The organism is Cytobacillus sp. FSL W7-1323 (genome assembly GCF_038595015.1).
GTDB classification, from domain to species: Bacteria; Bacillota; Bacilli; order Bacillales; family Cytobacillaceae; genus Cytobacillus; species Cytobacillus kochii.
Genome location: NZ_CP151998.1, coordinates 469,893 through 486,740, shown reverse-complemented (window position 1 = coordinate 486,740; position 16,848 = coordinate 469,893). Strand labels below are relative to the sequence as shown.

Annotated in this window: 18 protein-coding genes and 1 pseudogene; 8 read left to right on the top strand and 11 right to left on the bottom strand. The window is 37.1% G+C overall.

What is annotated here, in order from left to right; all coding sequences use genetic code 11:
- Positions 1-119: 119 nt before the first annotated feature.
- Positions 120-680, bottom strand: coding sequence for an aromatic-ring-hydroxylating dioxygenase subunit beta (locus MKX67_RS02635; RefSeq protein WP_095370777.1), 561 nt, complete (start codon positions 678-680; stop codon positions 120-122).
- 35 nt (positions 681-715) lie between these two features.
- Positions 716-2,068 (bottom strand): aromatic ring-hydroxylating dioxygenase subunit alpha, encoded by a 1,353-nt coding sequence (locus MKX67_RS02630; RefSeq protein ID WP_322910513.1) that lies wholly within the window; start codon positions 2,066-2,068, stop codon positions 716-718.
- A 542-nt stretch (positions 2,069-2,610) separates the two neighbouring features.
- Between MKX67_RS02630 and MKX67_RS02625 the strand changes: the two genes are divergently transcribed.
- The gene (locus MKX67_RS02625) at positions 2,611-2,739 is read left to right on the top strand and encodes a hypothetical protein (RefSeq protein WP_322910514.1); all 129 of its coding nucleotides are present in this window, start codon (positions 2,611-2,613) and stop codon (positions 2,737-2,739) included.
- Positions 2,726-3,499, top strand: coding sequence for a hypothetical protein (locus MKX67_RS02620; protein WP_322910515.1), 774 nt, complete (start codon positions 2,726-2,728; stop codon positions 3,497-3,499). The genes MKX67_RS02625 and MKX67_RS02620 overlap by 14 nt, the downstream gene beginning before the upstream one ends.
- Before the next feature lie 444 nt (positions 3,500-3,943).
- Here the strand turns inward: MKX67_RS02620 and MKX67_RS02615 are convergent, their stop codons facing one another.
- From MKX67_RS02615 to MKX67_RS02605, 3 genes are all read right to left on the bottom strand, one after another.
- Positions 3,944-4,573, bottom strand: coding sequence for a hypothetical protein (locus MKX67_RS02615; RefSeq protein WP_322910516.1), 630 nt, complete (start codon positions 4,571-4,573; stop codon positions 3,944-3,946).
- Positions 4,574-4,649: 76 nt separating this feature from the next.
- Positions 4,650-5,276 (bottom strand): hypothetical protein, encoded by a 627-nt coding sequence (locus tag MKX67_RS02610; protein WP_322910517.1) that lies wholly within the window; start codon positions 5,274-5,276, stop codon positions 4,650-4,652.
- Between the two features lie 889 nt (positions 5,277-6,165).
- A complete protein-coding gene (locus tag MKX67_RS02605) occupies positions 6,166-6,666 on the bottom strand; it encodes a hypothetical protein (RefSeq protein WP_342488805.1) in 501 nt (166 codons plus the stop codon).
- Between the two features lie 90 nt (positions 6,667-6,756).
- On the opposite strand from MKX67_RS02605, the gene MKX67_RS02600 reads away from it, so the two are divergent.
- A complete protein-coding gene (locus tag MKX67_RS02600) occupies positions 6,757-7,104 on the top strand; it encodes a hypothetical protein (RefSeq protein ID WP_342488804.1) in 348 nt (115 codons plus the stop codon).
- A gap of 478 nt (positions 7,105-7,582) precedes the next feature.
- Here MKX67_RS02600 and MKX67_RS02595 read toward each other — a convergent pair whose 3' ends face one another.
- Positions 7,583-7,774 carry a hypothetical protein gene (locus MKX67_RS02595; RefSeq protein ID WP_307318800.1) on the bottom strand — a complete coding sequence of 64 codons (192 nt, stop codon included), beginning with the start codon at positions 7,772-7,774 and terminating at the stop codon, positions 7,583-7,585.
- An 892-nt stretch (positions 7,775-8,666) separates the two neighbouring features.
- Between MKX67_RS02595 and MKX67_RS02590 the strand changes: the two genes are divergently transcribed.
- On the top strand, positions 8,667-9,581 hold the full coding sequence (locus MKX67_RS02590) for a helix-turn-helix domain-containing GNAT family N-acetyltransferase (RefSeq protein ID WP_307318802.1): 915 nt from the start codon (positions 8,667-8,669) through the stop codon (positions 9,579-9,581).
- A 206-nt stretch (positions 9,582-9,787) separates the two neighbouring features.
- Here MKX67_RS02590 and MKX67_RS02585 read toward each other — a convergent pair whose 3' ends face one another.
- Positions 9,788-9,886 (bottom strand): LysM peptidoglycan-binding domain-containing protein, encoded by a 99-nt coding sequence (locus MKX67_RS02585; RefSeq protein ID WP_340978656.1) that lies wholly within the window; start codon positions 9,884-9,886, stop codon positions 9,788-9,790.
- 155 nt (positions 9,887-10,041) lie between these two features.
- Here MKX67_RS02585 and MKX67_RS02580 point away from each other — a divergent pair.
- A pseudogene (locus MKX67_RS02580) lies at positions 10,042-10,230 on the top strand (tyrosine-type recombinase/integrase); the annotation flags it as partial.
- 75 nt (positions 10,231-10,305) lie between these two features.
- Here the strand turns inward: MKX67_RS02580 and groL are convergent.
- Positions 10,306-11,934 (bottom strand): chaperonin GroEL, encoded by a 1,629-nt coding sequence (gene groL / locus MKX67_RS02575; protein ID WP_095370803.1) that lies wholly within the window; start codon positions 11,932-11,934, stop codon positions 10,306-10,308.
- A gap of 60 nt (positions 11,935-11,994) precedes the next feature.
- Complete coding sequence (gene groES / locus MKX67_RS02570; protein ID WP_095370804.1) at positions 11,995-12,279, bottom strand: co-chaperone GroES; 285 nt, start codon at positions 12,277-12,279, stop codon at positions 11,995-11,997.
- A 266-nt stretch (positions 12,280-12,545) separates the two neighbouring features.
- Here groES and MKX67_RS02565 point away from each other — a divergent pair, with 266 nt between their 5' ends.
- The gene (locus MKX67_RS02565; RefSeq protein ID WP_340977548.1) at positions 12,546-13,274 is read left to right on the top strand and encodes a type II CAAX endopeptidase family protein; all 729 of its coding nucleotides are present in this window, start codon (positions 12,546-12,548) and stop codon (positions 13,272-13,274) included.
- 6 nt (positions 13,275-13,280) lie between these two features.
- Positions 13,281-13,484: a DUF4305 domain-containing protein gene (locus MKX67_RS02560; protein WP_095370806.1), complete on the top strand. Its 204-nt coding sequence runs from the start codon at positions 13,281-13,283 to the stop codon at positions 13,482-13,484.
- A 29-nt stretch (positions 13,485-13,513) separates the two neighbouring features.
- Here the strand turns inward: MKX67_RS02560 and MKX67_RS02555 are convergent, their stop codons facing one another.
- Positions 13,514-14,152 (bottom strand): redox-sensing transcriptional repressor Rex, encoded by a 639-nt coding sequence (locus tag MKX67_RS02555; protein WP_095370807.1) that lies wholly within the window; start codon positions 14,150-14,152, stop codon positions 13,514-13,516.
- Between the two features lie 23 nt (positions 14,153-14,175).
- Complete coding sequence (gene moaC, locus MKX67_RS02550; RefSeq protein WP_095370808.1) at positions 14,176-14,658, bottom strand: cyclic pyranopterin monophosphate synthase MoaC; 483 nt, start codon at positions 14,656-14,658, stop codon at positions 14,176-14,178.
- Between the two features lie 143 nt (positions 14,659-14,801).
- Between moaC and MKX67_RS02545 the strand changes: the two genes are divergently transcribed.
- Positions 14,802-16,727: an ATP-binding cassette domain-containing protein gene (locus tag MKX67_RS02545; protein ID WP_322910579.1), complete on the top strand. Its 1,926-nt coding sequence runs from the start codon at positions 14,802-14,804 to the stop codon at positions 16,725-16,727.
- Positions 16,728-16,848: the final 121 nt, after the last annotated feature.

The window sequence follows — 16,848 nt, the reverse complement described above, 5'->3', positions numbered from 1 at the left end:
ATGAGCCGGCGGAAAGGTTGTTCCTTAACCTTTCCTGCGGATTGGCTTAGGCCATAGAGCCGATGTCGCCTGGAGCTAGATCTGAAAACCCACTAAAAAATTTTATACTTTCTTATATGTCAAAAAAAGACAGATAAGTTATTTGACAAAAGTGTACTCTGATCGATTAAAATCGTGCGGCGGGCTATTTTAAAACCTAATCCTCCCTCTGAACGTCTCAGCACATCCCTGCGCTCTCCTGGAAATATATCTGCCTGATTTTCAGAACGATTACGATACACGATAAAGGATGACACGACTTCATACGTGTTCGGCTCCTCCGTCTCATTAATCATCACATTCGAAATGAGATGCCTTGTGCGCGATACTGGATTCTCTGCCCAGTTCACCCCAGATACTCTTGCCCGAATACGTCCGCGCATCGTTTCATAAGTATCGTCGTAATGCCCACCTTGTCCTATAGCCGTATACTCCTGAGCCATTTCTCTACCTAAACGGTTCATGCGAATCGGCATCCAATAATGAATATCTTTATCCATTAACGCTAACCACGCCTCAAACTCCGAATGGTCTAGTAGCTGTGCTTCCTTGTAATAAAACTGTTCAATTTCATGCTGCAGTTCCAAACTTGGGCTACTGTCTGCCCATTTAAACGGCTTAACCAGCTCTTTTACTTCCATCCTCTTTCACCCTCCTTTGTTTGACTAAACACTACTCACTTAACAGTTGCGGTCGTGGCCGGCTGCGGTCTCAATGTATCCCAACTTGACTCAGACATCATACGGACCCAATGAGAATAAAACCCTCTCGCCACATCTTCTGAAAATACATAGGATGTTTGACCAGGAAATTCCGGATTATTTTTCCCTTGTACATTTAACCCCATTTGCATAGCTAGTGGAGCTGTTTTTGACTTATAGCCACGAAGAGCGCTTTGAATCTCCACCCAGTTCTCTCCATCATCTTGCTCATATACACCACCGGCACTGAATGTGCGGACATTTTGTCTAGCCAGTTCATCCTTAATTTCCTGCGGTGCATCTTTATCAACAATGACAAATGCCCAGACTTCAATTTGATTCGGACCTTTTGGATGCCATGTGCGGACAGTATTCATTCCATAAGGAAGGAATGAACAGTTCGGGAAGATTGTCATATGACTTGCACCCATTCTGTGATAAGGCATTTTAGATTCTAATCGCTCTTTTGCCTTTTCAAATGCCGGACCTTCACTATAATACTTATCTACTAATGGACCGACACGCACCGAACCTCTTGCTGTATCAAGATAGAATCCACAACCATGACCGCCCCATTCAGAAAGAAACTGGTGACCTTTCATATGTGGTTGAAAAACAGACAAATCTTGATCTTCCGGCAACCCTGCTACTACTGCTGCCAAATGAGAAGTGGTAGCCGCATGGTACATATCACCTGCAAATTGCTCTGCCGCAAACTTCCAATTACAAGGAATCACCCACTTTTGCATCGTACCAATAACCTCTGTACCTGCCTCAGAGCGGTCCAGCATCGTATCCATATATGGTGTGGCATCACTTAAATATGTCAACAAATCCGGTGCCTCTGGGTCCCAATTGGCAAATACTAATCCTTTATATATCTCCACACGCGCCTGCAACGGCCCCCAATCTTCTTTCTTAAAATCAGAAGGAAACGCCTCTTCTTCAAATGGCACATTCACTAATTTGCCAGCTGTGTCATATGCCCAACCATGATACGTACAAGTGAACGCCTTCGCATTCCCACAATCAGCCCGGCAAATCCTCATCCCCCGATGTCGACACTGATTATGAAACACCTTAATACTGCCATCCCTCTGACGTACCATCACAACAGGATCTTCTCCCATATAAGTAGTTAAATAATCTCCCTTCTTAGGCACATGACTCTCATGACCAAGAAGCAACCACGAGCGACCAAAAACCCGCTCCAATTCCAACTCATATAACTCCTGATCCGTATAAATACGTGGATCGATTTTCCCCTGCTCTGCATCCACTAGTGAATGAATCGATTCTGATGTCCAATTTCCATTATTAAAACTCATAAACTAGAACCACCCTTTCCATTAAACTCCTAAATGAAATCGCTTTCTTAAACTAAGTTTAAAATCTTTTCCAACGAAAAAATACAACAATAATTGCTTTTTATGACTGTGTTTTCTGAATGTTTTGTATGTAATTTTATACAGAAAATCCCATTTGAAGATATATAACGAAGGATTGATGTAGGATAATAAAGGGTTATTATTAAAAGCACCATTTTTTTATGTATGTGATAAGAGAAGTTCATCTCAAATATTGATGTGGAAGCTTATCGAAATATCAAACATAATCTCGAGGGTAAAAGAAATCCTAGGAATATCAAAACCATTAAAAAAGGAGCAATATATTGCTTTAAGGAGGGAATAAAATTAAAAAGATTGAAAGACTACAAAATACTCACATATAAACTATTATAAGTACAGTAAATTAAGTTCTACATATTATAAAAACTTTTAATTTGGAATAATATTCAAATATTTATTGATAGATCCATAGTTGGAATATATAGTTCTATATGTAATTAAATACCAAAAGGGGGATTTCTATGAAATTAATATTACCTAAATTCTTATTTTTATCCGCTTTAATTCTTTTCCTTTCAACCGTTTCAGAACCACTTCTATCTTACGCCGATACCAACCCATCAAGAAATTTTGAAGATGATTTTTTCTAATAAGGGAACGCTTGAAAATATAACATTTGAAGATTTAGATAAGTTAAGTGATAATGAACTTGAAGATTTAGGACTGTATACAGGAGAAGGTTCAGAAGAATTTAATGAAGAGATTTTAAATGATGATTTTGATTTTGAAGCAGCTGTTGATGAATTAGATATATCCAAAATGGACGCGAATGAAAAAGACAAATTCTTAGTACTCGCTAAAGAAACAGCAGCCATTTCTGGAACAGAAGAAGTAGAACTATTAGAAGAGGCACTAATAGGTCTCTTTGATGGAAATTCTGAAACATTTAATGATTTAGAAGCGACTCAAATCCAGTTAGAAGAGAATTATGCAGAAGTATTAGAAGGTGAAGAAATTGCTTTTGTCTCTACAGTGAAAAATGTCCTTTTTGGTGCAGATACTGTTTATGCAGCAAAAAAGAAAAAAGGAAAAGTTGCTGTTGGTATATATGTTGCAGGGGCAGCCTTTAACTTAGCAATAGCTGGGGTAGTTGGCGGAGGTATATCAGCACTTAAAAATTACATTAAAAAGAAGGGTATGAAGAAAGCTAAAGAAGGGCTTTCTAGAGTTGCTACAGCCCAGGCTAAAAAACTTAAGATTAAATCAATAAGAGGAGTTGCTATTGCAACAGTAATCGGTTCTGCTATTGGATTTGCATTAAACTATGGCGATCCTGGGACAGCAATAGCTAGATTTATCGATGGAAGAGATTGGTATAAAAATAACGGATGGATTGATATAACAAAATGAGATATTTAGGGTATTTAATTTACTTTATTATTGCAACCATAGTATTTTACTATCTAAGTAGATTTGTAGAAAACCAAGACAGTGGTTCAATAGGACTTATTTTAGGTAATTTCCTGCGAGGTATTATTATTGTCGTAACAGGATATTTAGTTGTAATTGGATTACAAAGAAAACAAAAATAAATATTACTACTTCAGAAGCCTCCTAGAGATTAAAAAGGATGCTTCTGTGTTTTAACAAAGACGATTTAATTTAAATTTAAAACTGCCCCCTAAAACCTTATCTTCCACATTAACAAAAGCCCTTCTCAATAGCACCGAATATATTTAATCCTAGTTTACCTGTGGAAATAAATTATACCTTGTAAAATAAAAAGAGGTCTCCAAGCTGTTTGTACAACGCCCGATAACCTCTAATTATTTATTCAATTTTCCCTACTTTAAGTTACTGTAAATTAAAGAAAACCTGTCCGCCTAACATTTCTTCATAGCGAAGTTGCGCATTTTCTCCTGTTTTCACTAAACCAGATATATAACCTTCTTTTTCGTTCCCCACATACATCTCGAAGCTAAAATCCGGTTCCGTTGTTCCATAAACATCCCCACTATAAATATCTCCGCTCTCACTTACCATTTCAAAGTTCATGATCCCATCAATATAGAAGGATAAGTCTTCTGTTTCAGATTCAACAAATTTCACTTTGGTTTCGGCTAATACCCATTCATATCCTTCTGGGGCCGCTTCATTGTACTCATTCATGGATTTTAATTTTTGGTAGGCTTCATCCCCGCGAATAACATCTTTTACTGTTAAATCAAATTTAATTGCGTACGTATTACCTTCATCATCATACAACTCATCATCTACTGTAGCCGTTTTCTGGAAAGGTACAGGATTTGTTCGTGAACCAAGTTTTGATTTTGGCTCTTCTTCTTTCTCTACTTCTTCTGGTTGTGCAGTTTCACCTTGTTGATTCTCTTCGTTCACTTCTGTATCTTTTGTATCCTGCCCACAGGCCGCGAGAAAAACGACCATTATTAATCCTAAAATAAGTAGTTTGAAACTGTTGTTCAAATTTCTTCCTCCTCTTGAATGAAAAACACCCTATTCCATAAAACATAAAAAACGAAACTGACTTAAGGCCAGGGTTCTACTCTGTTCCTTCTTCTGTTTCTCCCATTTCTTCTAAAGCATCAGGATAAATAACTTCATCGAAAACCTCTTCTGTTACTTCATCTTTCACAGATACCGTTACCTTATAATCTTCTGGATTCGCTCCATTAAACATTTGATACATAGAACCTTGTAAACCTAAACCAAATATAGCAAATCCATCCATGCTATTTTCATAAGATTCTTTATCTACCAATAAAGTAAACTCTGTGAATGATTTATTATGAGTAACATCCTTGATTGAGACATAATCTTCGCTACTTTTCATTTCTTCTATTGAATCTGTGATAGATGTTCCCATTTCTGTCATCATTTTTTTGTGTTCAGATTTAGGCATTTTATAAGTGAGAGATCCATCTTCATTTTTTGTGACTTCACTTACTCCTTCTTTTTTAGCTTCAGCAATAACTGTGTCTATATCTTCTCCTTCAAAAAAAGAAGCTGGTAGTGTTAATTCCACATTTAAGAGACCTTTATCGACGTTTACTGCTCCTTCTTTTTCTTCTTGCTTTTGATCTGTTGATTTTTCACCTTCTGCTGATTCATTCGAACAGGCAACAAGGAAAATCACCAATAGTACAAGTAAACAGCTTAATTTTTTCATAAATGTTTCCCCCTATCTCTCTCTAATAACTAATGCAATAATGCTTTTCTATTATACTAATATCCACTTTTAGAACATCCATGTATTTATTGGCATTTTTGCACTCAATTTATTATTTTGTACATATTAAGCCGCATATTCAGAAGCCTTTATATTACTTATCGGCATATCATTAATAAAATTTACAGTTTTTACATTATTCTATAAAAACAACTCTTATGATAAAGACACTCACTCATCTTTTTAGGTATATGTATTGCTCAATTCATGTCGAGATTATTTTTTTGCACTTTAACCAATTTGACGATTATAAAAAAAATCCGATTTCACCTTACCGGATTGCTGAAGAAAAATGTTGGAGTAAAAAGAAGACCTTGTTCTGATGCTACAAAAATGCTTAATAAACTTAGGAGGATTATTGAGGCTATAAGAAATACTGACAAGTTGATCAACAAGAAATGAAAAAGAGCCTCCTAAAAGTCCAGTGAACCTTTGAAGAGCCTTAATCCTTATTGTTAGCATGCAATCGTATCATACTTACGAAACCTTATTTATCAAGTTTGAGGGCAGATTAAATCATTTCACCTGTGCGTTATCGTTTAATAAAATATTATATTTCACTGCATTTGATTTTTAATACAATTTAAACTTTATATTTACTTCCTTTGATATGTTAAAAGTAGTAAAAAATGGTCATTTATTTAAATCTCGCTTCCAACCTCCGTTCATACCTTAAACAGTACAACATTTTAAGTACAGTCTATTCTACTTTTACCTAACGAGAATGATATGAAAACTTTGTACCTATATCGTGATATTAGCACAAACAGATTATCTTTTTGATTATATCTTATAGTATTAACCTATATAGTAAGGGGTGATCTCAATATTATCTAAAAAAAGGAGATGTCACCAGCAAAATAAAAGATATAAACCATGTCAAAAAACATGTTGTCAACCAATTATAATCAAAGGAACGACCGGCGCTACTGGGCCAACTGGTAACTGGTTCTACCGGACTTGGGATTACTGGTCCTACCGGAGTTACTGGCGTTACTGGTATCACTGGATCTACTGGACTTGGCATTACGGGCGCTACTGGCGTTACGGGAACTACTGGTATCACTGGGGCTACTGGACTTGGCATTACGGGCGCTACCGGAGTTACGGGATTTACTGGTATCACTGGGGCTACTGGACTTGGCATTACGGGCGCTACCGGAGTCACGGGAATTACTGGTATCACTGGGGCTACTGGACTTGGCATTACGGGTGCTACCGGAGTCACGGGAACTACTGGTATCACTGGGGCTACTGGACTTGGCATTACGGGCGCTACCGGAGTTACTGGCACTACTGGTTTAGGGGCTACTGGTACCACTGGAGCCACTGGGCCTGAAGGACCACCAGGACCAATTGATCCTGGGCTAGTTTTTCAATTTGTATATGAAGCGCTTAGACAGACAATCGCACTTCACCATTGTCTCTATCAAATATTGATCAACTAGTTACTTTTGATACAACACGAGCTCAGTATAATACTGGTAGTAGTACTGATACGATATTCGCTAATGTGTTTGGTGCTTATGAAGCAACAGCAAATGTAGTCTCGCAAGGAACCGGATCAGCAACTTTACAATTATCTGTTAACGGTAGTATTGTACCAGGCTCCACAATAGTCTTAGGTCCAGACAGTCCAACAGGAAGTACTACAATACAAATTGAGCCGTTAGACAATATATCTTTGGTTGTTACTGAGTTAACAGGTGATATTAGTATAACTGATCGCAACTTGAACATTGTTCGCCTTGGTCCTCCTTTCTTTTAATATAGTTGACTTAGATAATAATAAATTAAGACCACCTTTTTAAAAGTGGTCTTAATTACTTTTCATATGCTTGTTCTTCCTTCTTCCCCACTCACATAACCTTTTTGTACCGGAATTACGGCAAAGCAAACGTTACAACTCTTCAACTTATTTAATTAACTATCTGTATATCTTCTGTTTACTTGAAACCTTTCTATAAATACAATCGTAACTATTTATAAAGAGGTGATAAAAAATGAATCCACCAGACAAAAAATGTGCTCAATGTGAAGGAACATCATTTGCCCAAGGAAGTGACTACATAAATATCCGACCACTAGTTAAAAAGTATACAATTGGTTCTGAAAAAATTTATACATTCTGCTTAGATTGCGGGGAGGTACTTTCAATTAAGATTTCGAATCCAAGTAAATTTAAAGCAAGGGTTTTTTAGCACCTTAAATGGTGCTTTTTATACGACGTTTCCTACTTTACTGTATCAGACTATCAATAGCGATTTCATATGAGATTGGCCATCAAGCTTAACAATTTCCCCTTGTACAGGATCTCTTTGCCACAACAATATTAATACCACAGCTTTTACCCTATGCTCCTCAACTACTCCATTTCCCAGCTCTTCTAATTCAAATTCATCCATTGAAGGTCGTAGTGACTTTGACTTTTTTGGCATTTTCACTCCCATGTTTAAGCTTCGCTCTTTACGTTCCTAACTGGACAAATCGATAAGAATTTACATATCTTAATATGTCCTCTGCTGAAAAATGAAATGGCAAGGATTCTTTATGAGTGAACATACCGAATTACTTAAGCAGATACCAGCCAAATATGAAAAGTAAAAAGGCCGGAATTAGATAAGCAAGAACTTCAAGAAATACAGATAATAACGATGGAATCATTAAACTACACCCTTACAATCAAAATGACCTTTTGGGTTGATGGATTCACAAAACCTTATGAAGGCATTGTCGGTAAAATTGATCATATTAATATGTACCTTTACTTAAAAACGAACGATTTAAAAATCTTAAAATTTCATATTGATGAAGTGATATCAGTCGAAAGGGTTTAACAACATGACTAGGATTAATGAAGCTGATCGTGATTTTCTTGAGCAACTATATACTTACCAATGATTATTATTATCTTTGAAAGAGATTTAAAGATCATTGAAAAGTCCTTGTTTTAGATTAAATTAAGAAGGTTCAGCGTGATCTGAAAGAAGTAAAAGATAAATTGAGAAAAGGAAATATGAGAGTAAACCAAATTGGACATGATGAATCGTTAACTATGTATGAGTTTCAATATAAAGGATATTATGATTAGCATAATTATTTTAATCCTAGGATTAGGAATAAATGTGAGGAACTTTTCAGCTTTTACTTAGCAAATAACTAAACGAGACTTATTTTTTGTTAAACGGAACAGTTTTATTTAAGTGAAATACTTCACATAAAAATACTAATAAACACAATTCAATAGTTGACTAAAGCAATCATATTGCGTTATCATTTTTATTATAGTTGCTAAAGTCAATCATTTTAATAAAGGGGGTTGTTCATATTATGCAAGCTACTGTTCCAATCGTATCTGAAGTTAGAAAATTTAATCGGTTTTATACAAAGGTTCTTGGTTTGCTGAACCAGCAAGTATACGATAGTCCTTTTTCATTAACTGAAACAAGGATATTATTTGAAATTAATAGTACAAGTAATTGTACAGCAAAGTTTTTGCAAGAAGAACTGGATTTAGATCGTGGATATGTAAGTAGAATCCTAAAACGTTACGAAGAACTAGAGATAATCTTTAAGCAGAAAGGGAAGAATGATGGGCGTACATATTATATTCATTTAACCGAAAAAGGGCAGATAATTTACCATGAACTAGAAATGAAAGCCGAACAACAGGTCAAATCTCTTCTAAAAAATATAGAACCGAAAAAACAGCAGAACCTCATAGAATCAATGAGAATAATTGAAATGATTTTATCGGAGATTATTAATCAATATAAATCCGAAATTTCTATCCGAGATGAATATACAGAGGAAGACAAAGAAACTATTATTGAAAGGCAAAGAGCATTTTATAGTGAGACTTTTGGGTTTGATGAAACCTTTTCAGATTATCTACACCATTCCTTTGAGGGGAAAATTAAAAAAATTTGGATTGCAGAGGATAACGGAAAATTTGCAGGTTGTGTGGGATTAGTCGAGGATAATGAAACAACAGCTTTGTTAAGGTGGTTCATTGTCGATCCATCCATTCGTGGAAAAGGAATAGGAACAAAATTAGTTCAAACATTACTTAAATACTGCAAAGAGCAACAATATGAAAGAGTGTATTTATGGACAGTAAGTAGTTTGCCAGTGGCTAGACGATTATATGCTAAATTTGGATTTAAAATCACTAAGACAAAAGAGGAACAATTATTGTGGGGGCAAAGAATCGTGGAAGAACGATGGGATTTAGAATTGAAGTAACTCGACTTAGTTGATAGTTGCCACTAGTTAATCGAGGAGTTGTCCGTTAATAAAAGGAGAACTCCTTTTATTATGTTGCTAAAGTAGCAGCATTCCTGTATTAAATGGACTGTAAAAGGATATCTTTGTGAAGAAATGCACTTAAGCTTAGGTGCTTTAGTTAAAATGCTCCCCTTGAATGAGAGGGCTTTGTTGTTACTTCACTCTTAAATTCTGACCAACATAAATCGTATACTTGAGTCTATTTTATTCCATTCGCGAATTTGCTTAATCGTACTGCCATATTTCTTAGCAGGTGCAGCTATTGTATCACCTTTTACGACCTTATGATACTTTGCACCTGCTGTAATGTTTAGTTTGCTACTAATTTTTAAAGCTTCTTCCTTAACATTCTGATTTTATTTCTTTAAGTTCACTACAGTAGTACCGTATTTTTTAGATAAACACAGAAAGTATCTCCCTTTACCCGCACTCATTAAGACATACCCATACATCTCTTTTAGCTGAGGCTGGAGTTGAGTTACTTCAGATCATGGACCGTTTAGGTCATACAGAAGATTCAACGACAACTCAAGTATATTTGCATATAACAAAAGACCGAAAAAAAGAGGCTTCGCAAAAGTTCGGAGAACTAATGAGAAGCCTCTGATATTCTATCAATATGGCACCTATTTAATGGTGCCGATGGTGTGAACGTTGATATAACAAGCTTTTAAAAGCTAGATTACATCATGCCGCCCATTCCACCCATACCGCCCATGTCAGGCATTGCAGGTGCGTTTTCTTCTGGTTTGTCAGCTACGACTGCTTCTGTTGTTAGGAACATGGCAGCAACTGAACCAGCGTTTTGTAGAGCTGAACGTGTTACTTTGGCAGGGTCAACGATACCAGCGTCGATCATGTTTACCCATTCGCCTGTTGCAGCGTTGAAGCCAGTGCCTACTTCTTCGCGTTTTAGGCGATCTACGATGATAGATCCTTCTAAACCTGCGTTGTGAGCGATTGTGCGTACTGGCTCTTCCATTGCACGTAGAACGATGTTGATACCTGTTTGAACATCGCCTTCTTCTTCTAATGCAGCAACTTTGTTGTATACGTTAAGAAGGGCAACACCACCACCAGATACCATACCTTCTTCTACAGCTGCGCGTGTAGAGTTTAGGGCATCTTCAATGCGTAGTTTACGTTCTTTAAGTTCTGTTTCTGTAGCCGCTCCAACTTTTACGACTGCTACGCCACCAGCTAGTTTAGCAAGGCGTTCTTGTAATTTTTCACGGTCGAATTCAGAAGTTGTTTCGTCCATTTGTTTACGGATTTGGTTTACGCGGCCTGCGATTTGGTCGCTTGCACCAGCACCTTCAACGATTGTTGTGTTTTCTTTTGTTACAACGACTTTAGAAGCGCGTCCTAGAGAGTCGATTGTAGCAGATTTAAGGTCACGACCTAGCTCTTCAGTGATTACTTCACCGCCAGTTAGGATAGCGATATCTTCAAGCATTGCTTTACGACGGTCACCGAATCCAGGCGCTTTAACAGCTACTGCATTGAATGTTCCACGTAATTTGTTCACTACTAATGTAGATAATGCTTCGCCTTCTACATCTTCAGCGATAAGAAGTAATGGTTTACCTTGTTGTACTACTTGCTCAAGTACTGGTAATACTTCTTGAATGCTTGCGATTTTTTTGTCAGTGATTAAGATGTAAGGATCATCTAATACTGCTTCCATTTTATCTGTATCTGTTACCATGTAAGCTGAGCTGTATCCACGGTCGAATTGCATACCTTCAACGATATCCATTTCTGTTGTGAATCCTTTAGATTCTTCGATTGTGATAACACCGTCGTTACCTACACGTTCCATAGCTTCAGCGATTAATTGTCCAACTTCTTCGTCAGCAGCAGAGATGGATGCTACTTGCGCAATAGACTCTTTGCCTTCGATTGGTTTAGAGATCGCTTGTAGCTCTTCAACTGCTGTAGCAACCGCTTTTTCGATCCCTTTACGGATACCCATTGGGTTTGCACCAGCTGTTACGTTTTTCAAACCTTCGCGGATCATTGCTTGCGCTAGAACCGTTGCAGTTGTTGTACCGTCACCAGCTACGTCGTTTGTTTTACTTGCTACTTCAGCAACTAGTTTCGCACCCATGTTTTCAAATGCATCTTCTAGTTCGATTTCTTTAGCAATTGTTACACCATCATTTGTAATTAATGGAGAACCGAATTTCTTCTCAAGAACCACGTTACGTCCTTTAGGTCCAAGAGTTACTTTTACTGCATCTGCAAGTGTATCCACACCACGAAGCATCGCGCGGCGAGCGTCTTCACTAAATTTAATATCTTTAGCCATTATTAAGTACCTCCTCTAATAGTTAAAAATCTTTATAATAAGTATATAGCTGTTTTTTTATTAACCGATCACAGCAAGAATGTCGTTTTCACGTAAAATTAAGTATTCTGTACCTTCGTATTTCACTTCTGTTCCTGCATATTTTGAGAAGATAATAAGGTCGCCTTCTGCAACTTCTAATGCTACACGTTCACCATTTTCTAGTACACGTCCAGTACCTACTGCTACGACTTTACCTTCTTGAGGCTTTTCTTTCGCGCTATCTGGTAGTACGATACCGCTTGCAGTTTTTTCTTCCGTTTCAACAAGCTCGATAATAATTCGATCACCTAGTGGCTTCAACAAGTGAAACAACCTCCTCAATTCATTCAAAAATTATTTTATTAGCACTCGTTAGTCTTGAGTGCTAACACAATTATTATATTAATCAAAACTACTCTTTTTTGCAAGTAAGAACCTTGCAATTTTGCAAAAAAAAATGCGAACCTCTCCATTCTATACAACTTCTATTTGTTTTATGCACTTCATAAGGATGTACTATTTGAAACTAATAGTGTTTAACAGGTAAAATAAATATTAGTGTAACTTCTTTAAGAATAGGAGACTAGCCATTGAAAAAAGAGTATTGGTTTATCATTATGATTTATATAGCCATGCAATTATCAGCCATCGTTGGCGTTCCTGCCATTCTTTTTCTAGGTAATATGTTAGGATACAGCTTTGATGAGGTTGCAAAAATTGCACCGCCACTCTGGATTGTCATTAGTTTTACAATTACCCTTCTCTTAACTTTGTGGTTTTTACGGAAAGAAAGCAAAGAGATGTCAATGAGGAATCAAGCACCATTATCGACTTCTATCGGGTGGGCGATTGCAGGTATTCCGCTAGCATTTATTGCTCAAACCGTTGCAGCGAATATTGAATTAATGCTCGGCATTGATATGGGGTCAGATAATACGCAGCAAATTATGTCATTAATTGAAACGTCTGCTCTTGTGATTATTGTTGTTTCCATTATTGGGCCGATTTTAGAAGAGATCATTTTCAGGAAAATCATTTTTGGTTCCTTGCATAAACGATTGAACTTCTTTTTATCAGCACTGATTAGTTCATTAATTTTCTCTCTCGCCCATGGGGAAATTGAGCACTTACTTCTTTATGCAGCGATGGGCTTTACGTTCGCGTTTTTATATGTAAAAACCAATCGTATTCTCGTACCGATCATTGCTCATGTAGCGATGAATACCTTTGTCGTTGTGATTCAATTGAATATGGATAAGCTAGAAAAATATATGACAGACTTAGAAACGGTACAAATGATTTTTAGCAGATTAGGATGATGTTAGATGAGAACACCTTTGTTCACAGGGATTATCTCCCTTCTTTTTGGATTTGTATTTATTTATTTTGCAATTATTAACCTTCAAAACGGTGGAGGTTGGGGATTTTTAACGATCTTCATTTTGATTTTTGCCACTTTTGATATTGGTGGCGGGATTAAATTAATCGCTATGCATTATCGTATGAAAAAGAAAGAGGATAAAAAATAGAGCTGACTCCATGCGGGTCAGCTCCTTTTTTATGATGGATAGTGTTTTAAGAAGTATACTAATGATTGCAATTCGACCGCCAAATCAATATGATGGATGCGAATATGGGAAGGAACCGTTAACCGCGCTGGCGTAAAGTTCAAGATTCCCTTTACATGACTTTTAACGATTCGATCCGTAATTGGTTGTGCCGCATGAGACGGTACAGTCAAAATGACAACTTGAATATGGTGCTCATCAATCAACTTTTCTAGGTCATCTAAATGACGAACAGGTACCTCGCCTACAGACGTGCCAACCCTACTTTCTGAAACATCAAATGCCACTTCAATCTTTGTATTATTATTTTTTAAAAAATTATAATTTAAAAACGCTGTACCTAGATTCCCTACACCAATTAACGCTACCTTTGTCACTTCATCTTGATCGAGTGTCTTACGGAAAAATCCTAATAAGTAATTTACGTTATATCCGTAACCTTTTTTCCCTAAAGCACCGAAATAGGAGAAATCTCGTCGAATTGTTGCAGAATCTACTTTCACCGCTTCACTTAATTCTGCTGAAGAAACTCGCTGCTTTCCTGATGCGTGTAAATTTTTCAAAAAACGATAATACAAAGGCAATCGCTTAGCCGTTGCTTGAGGGATTTTCGTTGATTCATTGGACATAGGCTCCACTCCATTCCATTTACTTAAGCCCTTCTAAAATCACCGTTTTTACCACCGGTTTTCTCTACTAAATATGTTGGTCCTATTACCATGCCTTTATCTACTGCTTTGCACATATCATATACCGTTAAAGCGGTAGCTGTAGCAGCTGTCAACGCTTCCATTTCTACTCCGGTATGCCCATTAGTTTTCACTGTACAATCAATATGTAACACATACTGATCCTCTACCTCTTCCCAATTGAAAGATATATCAATACCGGTTAAGGCAAGTGGATGACACATCGGGATGATATCAGATGTCTTTTTCGCAGCCATAATACCTGCCACTTGAGCAACAGCCAGCACATCTCCCTTTTTCATTGTGCCATCAGTAATCTTCTGATAGATTTCTTGATTTAGCTCAATACTACTATGAGCAATTGCTGTACGGGCAGTTTGTGGTTTTTCACTCACATCCACCATCTTCGCTCTGCCTTCTTCATTAAAATGTGTAAATTCAGCCATTCATAACACCTCACATGAAAATGATACACTATTTTGATTCATCTGTGTAATGTAGTTTTTTATATATTCTATCCAAATAGTGACTTTATTGCCGAACCTCACCTGATTAAGGTACACTATCACTATAACAGAGGTGAAATATAATGATATTATTACAGGTTAATCAGCTTTCGAAAAGTTTTGTGGCTGATCCTATATTAATGAATATAAAGCTTGAAGTACAAACGAGAGACCGCATTGCATTAGTTGGACGTAATGGTGCGGGAAAATCAACTCTTTTAAAAATTATTGCTGGACATATGTCCTATGATTCCGGTGAAATTATTCAATCGAAAGAAACCAAAATCGGTTATCTTGCACAAAATACAGGACTAGAATCTGAGCTATCTATTTGGGACGAAATGCTTACCGTGTTTGATTATTTGCGCAAACAAGAGAAGGAACTGCGCTTACTAGAAACACAGATGGGCGATGCAACACTCATCGAAAACGGTGAAGCTTACGATAAAATTTTAAAAACCTATGATCAAATGCAAGTCAACTTTAAAGAACAAGGTGGCTATCAATACGAGGCAGACATTCGTTCTGTACTACATGGCCTTAATTTTCAATCGTTTAGCTATGATACAAAAATTTCTGCATTAAGCGGGGGGCAAAGGACGCGACTTGCACTTGCGAAATTATTGTTAACCAAACCTGATTTACTGATTTTAGATGAGCCGACCAACCATTTAGATATTGAAACATTGTCATGGCTAGAGCAGTATCTTAGTGGTTATGATGGTGCTATTTTAATTGTCTCACATGACCGCTATTTCTTAGATAAAGTCGTCAACCAGGTATATGAACTATCACGTAACCATATTAAAAAATACGTTGGTAACTACAGCAAATATCTTGACCAAAAAGCAGCGAATTATGAACGTGACTTGAAAATGTATGAAAAACAACAAGAAGAAATTGCGAAACTAGAAGACTTTGTTCAACGCAACCTTGCCCGTGCTTCGACAACAAAGCGTGCACAAAGCCGGCGCAAGCAGCTTGAGAAGATGGAGCGAATGGATCGCCCCCAAGGGGATGAGAAATCAGCGACATTCGGCTTTCAAATTGATCGTCAATCAGGCAATGATGTGCTAACCGCTGACTCTTTAGCAATTGGCTATCAAGAAGAAAAGATCAGTGATCACATTTCATTTCGCATGTCTCGAGGCGATTCCATTGCTTTAGTAGGTCCCAATGGTATTGGAAAGTCGACTTTATTGAAGACCCTTGTAGACAAGCTACCTGCTTTAGGTGGCACGTTTCAATATGGCTCAAATATCCGCATTGGCTATTACGACCAACAGCAAGCTGATTTGAGTTCAAATAAAACCGTATTAAACGAGCTCTGGGATGATTACCCCCTCATGCCTGAAAAAGATGTCCGTACCGTGTTAGGTAACTTCCTCTTCTCTGGAGATGATGTCTTGAAAATTGTCTCTACATTGAGTGGTGGAGAAAAAGCACGATTAGCACTAGCTAAGTTGATGTTGCAAAGAGCAAATGTCCTCATACTAGATGAGCCGACTAACCATTTAGACCTTGATAGTAAAGAAATTCTTGAAAATGCACTTATTGATTTTCCAGGTACGCTCCTCTTTGTCTCTCATGACCGCTATTTTATTAATAGGATCGCAACAAAGGTGATTGAGTTATCAACAAGTGGAGCAACGGAATTTTTAGGGGATTATGATTACTATGTGGATAAAAAGGCGGAAATTGAAGAAATAGAGCTTTTTGAATCAGCAGACCTGCCACAAGAAAGTATCACTAAACCAGAAAAGCAAAGTTATCAACAAGATAAAGAAGCGAAGAAACTAGAAAGACAACGAAAAAGAAGGCTGACAGAAATTGAACAGTTAATCGAAGAGTTAGAAGCGCAAATTGAAACTTACGATGAACAACTCTGTGACCCTGAAATCTTCCAGGACCACGAGAAAGTCCTCGAGATTACAACTAAAAATGAGGCTATAAAAGCACAACTCGAGCAGTTACTTGAAGAATGGAGCGAATTGGGAGATTTAATGTAATTAAACGTAGCTGGGGATAATTTAATTATCCCCAGCTTTTCTTTCTACAAGTAAATTGTCCACATTTTTATTCACAGCACAAACGGATTAACAATAGGTGAAACAACACTTTTCCACATTA

Coding starts and splice junctions, on each gene's coding strand:
- MKX67_RS02635 (WP_095370777.1), bottom strand. CDS start 680: ATGGAAGTAAAAGAGCTGGTTAAGCCGTTTAAATGGGCAGACAGTAGC.
- MKX67_RS02630 (WP_322910513.1), bottom strand. CDS start 2,068: ATGAGTTTTAATAATGGAAATTGGACATCAGAATCGATTCATTCACTA.
- MKX67_RS02625 (WP_322910514.1), top strand. CDS start 2,611: ATGAAATTAATATTACCTAAATTCTTATTTTTATCCGCTTTAATTCTT.
- MKX67_RS02620 (WP_322910515.1), top strand. CDS start 2,726: ATGATTTTTTCTAATAAGGGAACGCTTGAAAATATAACATTTGAAGAT.
- MKX67_RS02610 (WP_322910517.1), bottom strand. CDS start 5,276: ATGAAAAAATTAAGCTGTTTACTTGTACTATTGGTGATTTTCCTTGTT.
- MKX67_RS02595 (WP_307318800.1), bottom strand. CDS start 7,774: ATGCCAAAAAAGTCAAAGTCACTACGACCTTCAATGGATGAATTTGAA.
- MKX67_RS02590 (WP_307318802.1), top strand. CDS start 8,667: ATGCAAGCTACTGTTCCAATCGTATCTGAAGTTAGAAAATTTAATCGG.
- groL (WP_095370803.1), bottom strand. CDS start 11,934: ATGGCTAAAGATATTAAATTTAGTGAAGACGCTCGCCGCGCGATGCTT.
- MKX67_RS02560 (WP_095370806.1), top strand. CDS start 13,281: ATGAGAACACCTTTGTTCACAGGGATTATCTCCCTTCTTTTTGGATTT.
- MKX67_RS02555 (WP_095370807.1), bottom strand. CDS start 14,152: ATGTCCAATGAATCAACGAAAATCCCTCAAGCAACGGCTAAGCGATTG.
- moaC (WP_095370808.1), bottom strand. CDS start 14,658: ATGGCTGAATTTACACATTTTAATGAAGAAGGCAGAGCGAAGATGGTG.
- MKX67_RS02545 (WP_322910579.1), top strand. CDS start 14,802: ATGATATTATTACAGGTTAATCAGCTTTCGAAAAGTTTTGTGGCTGAT.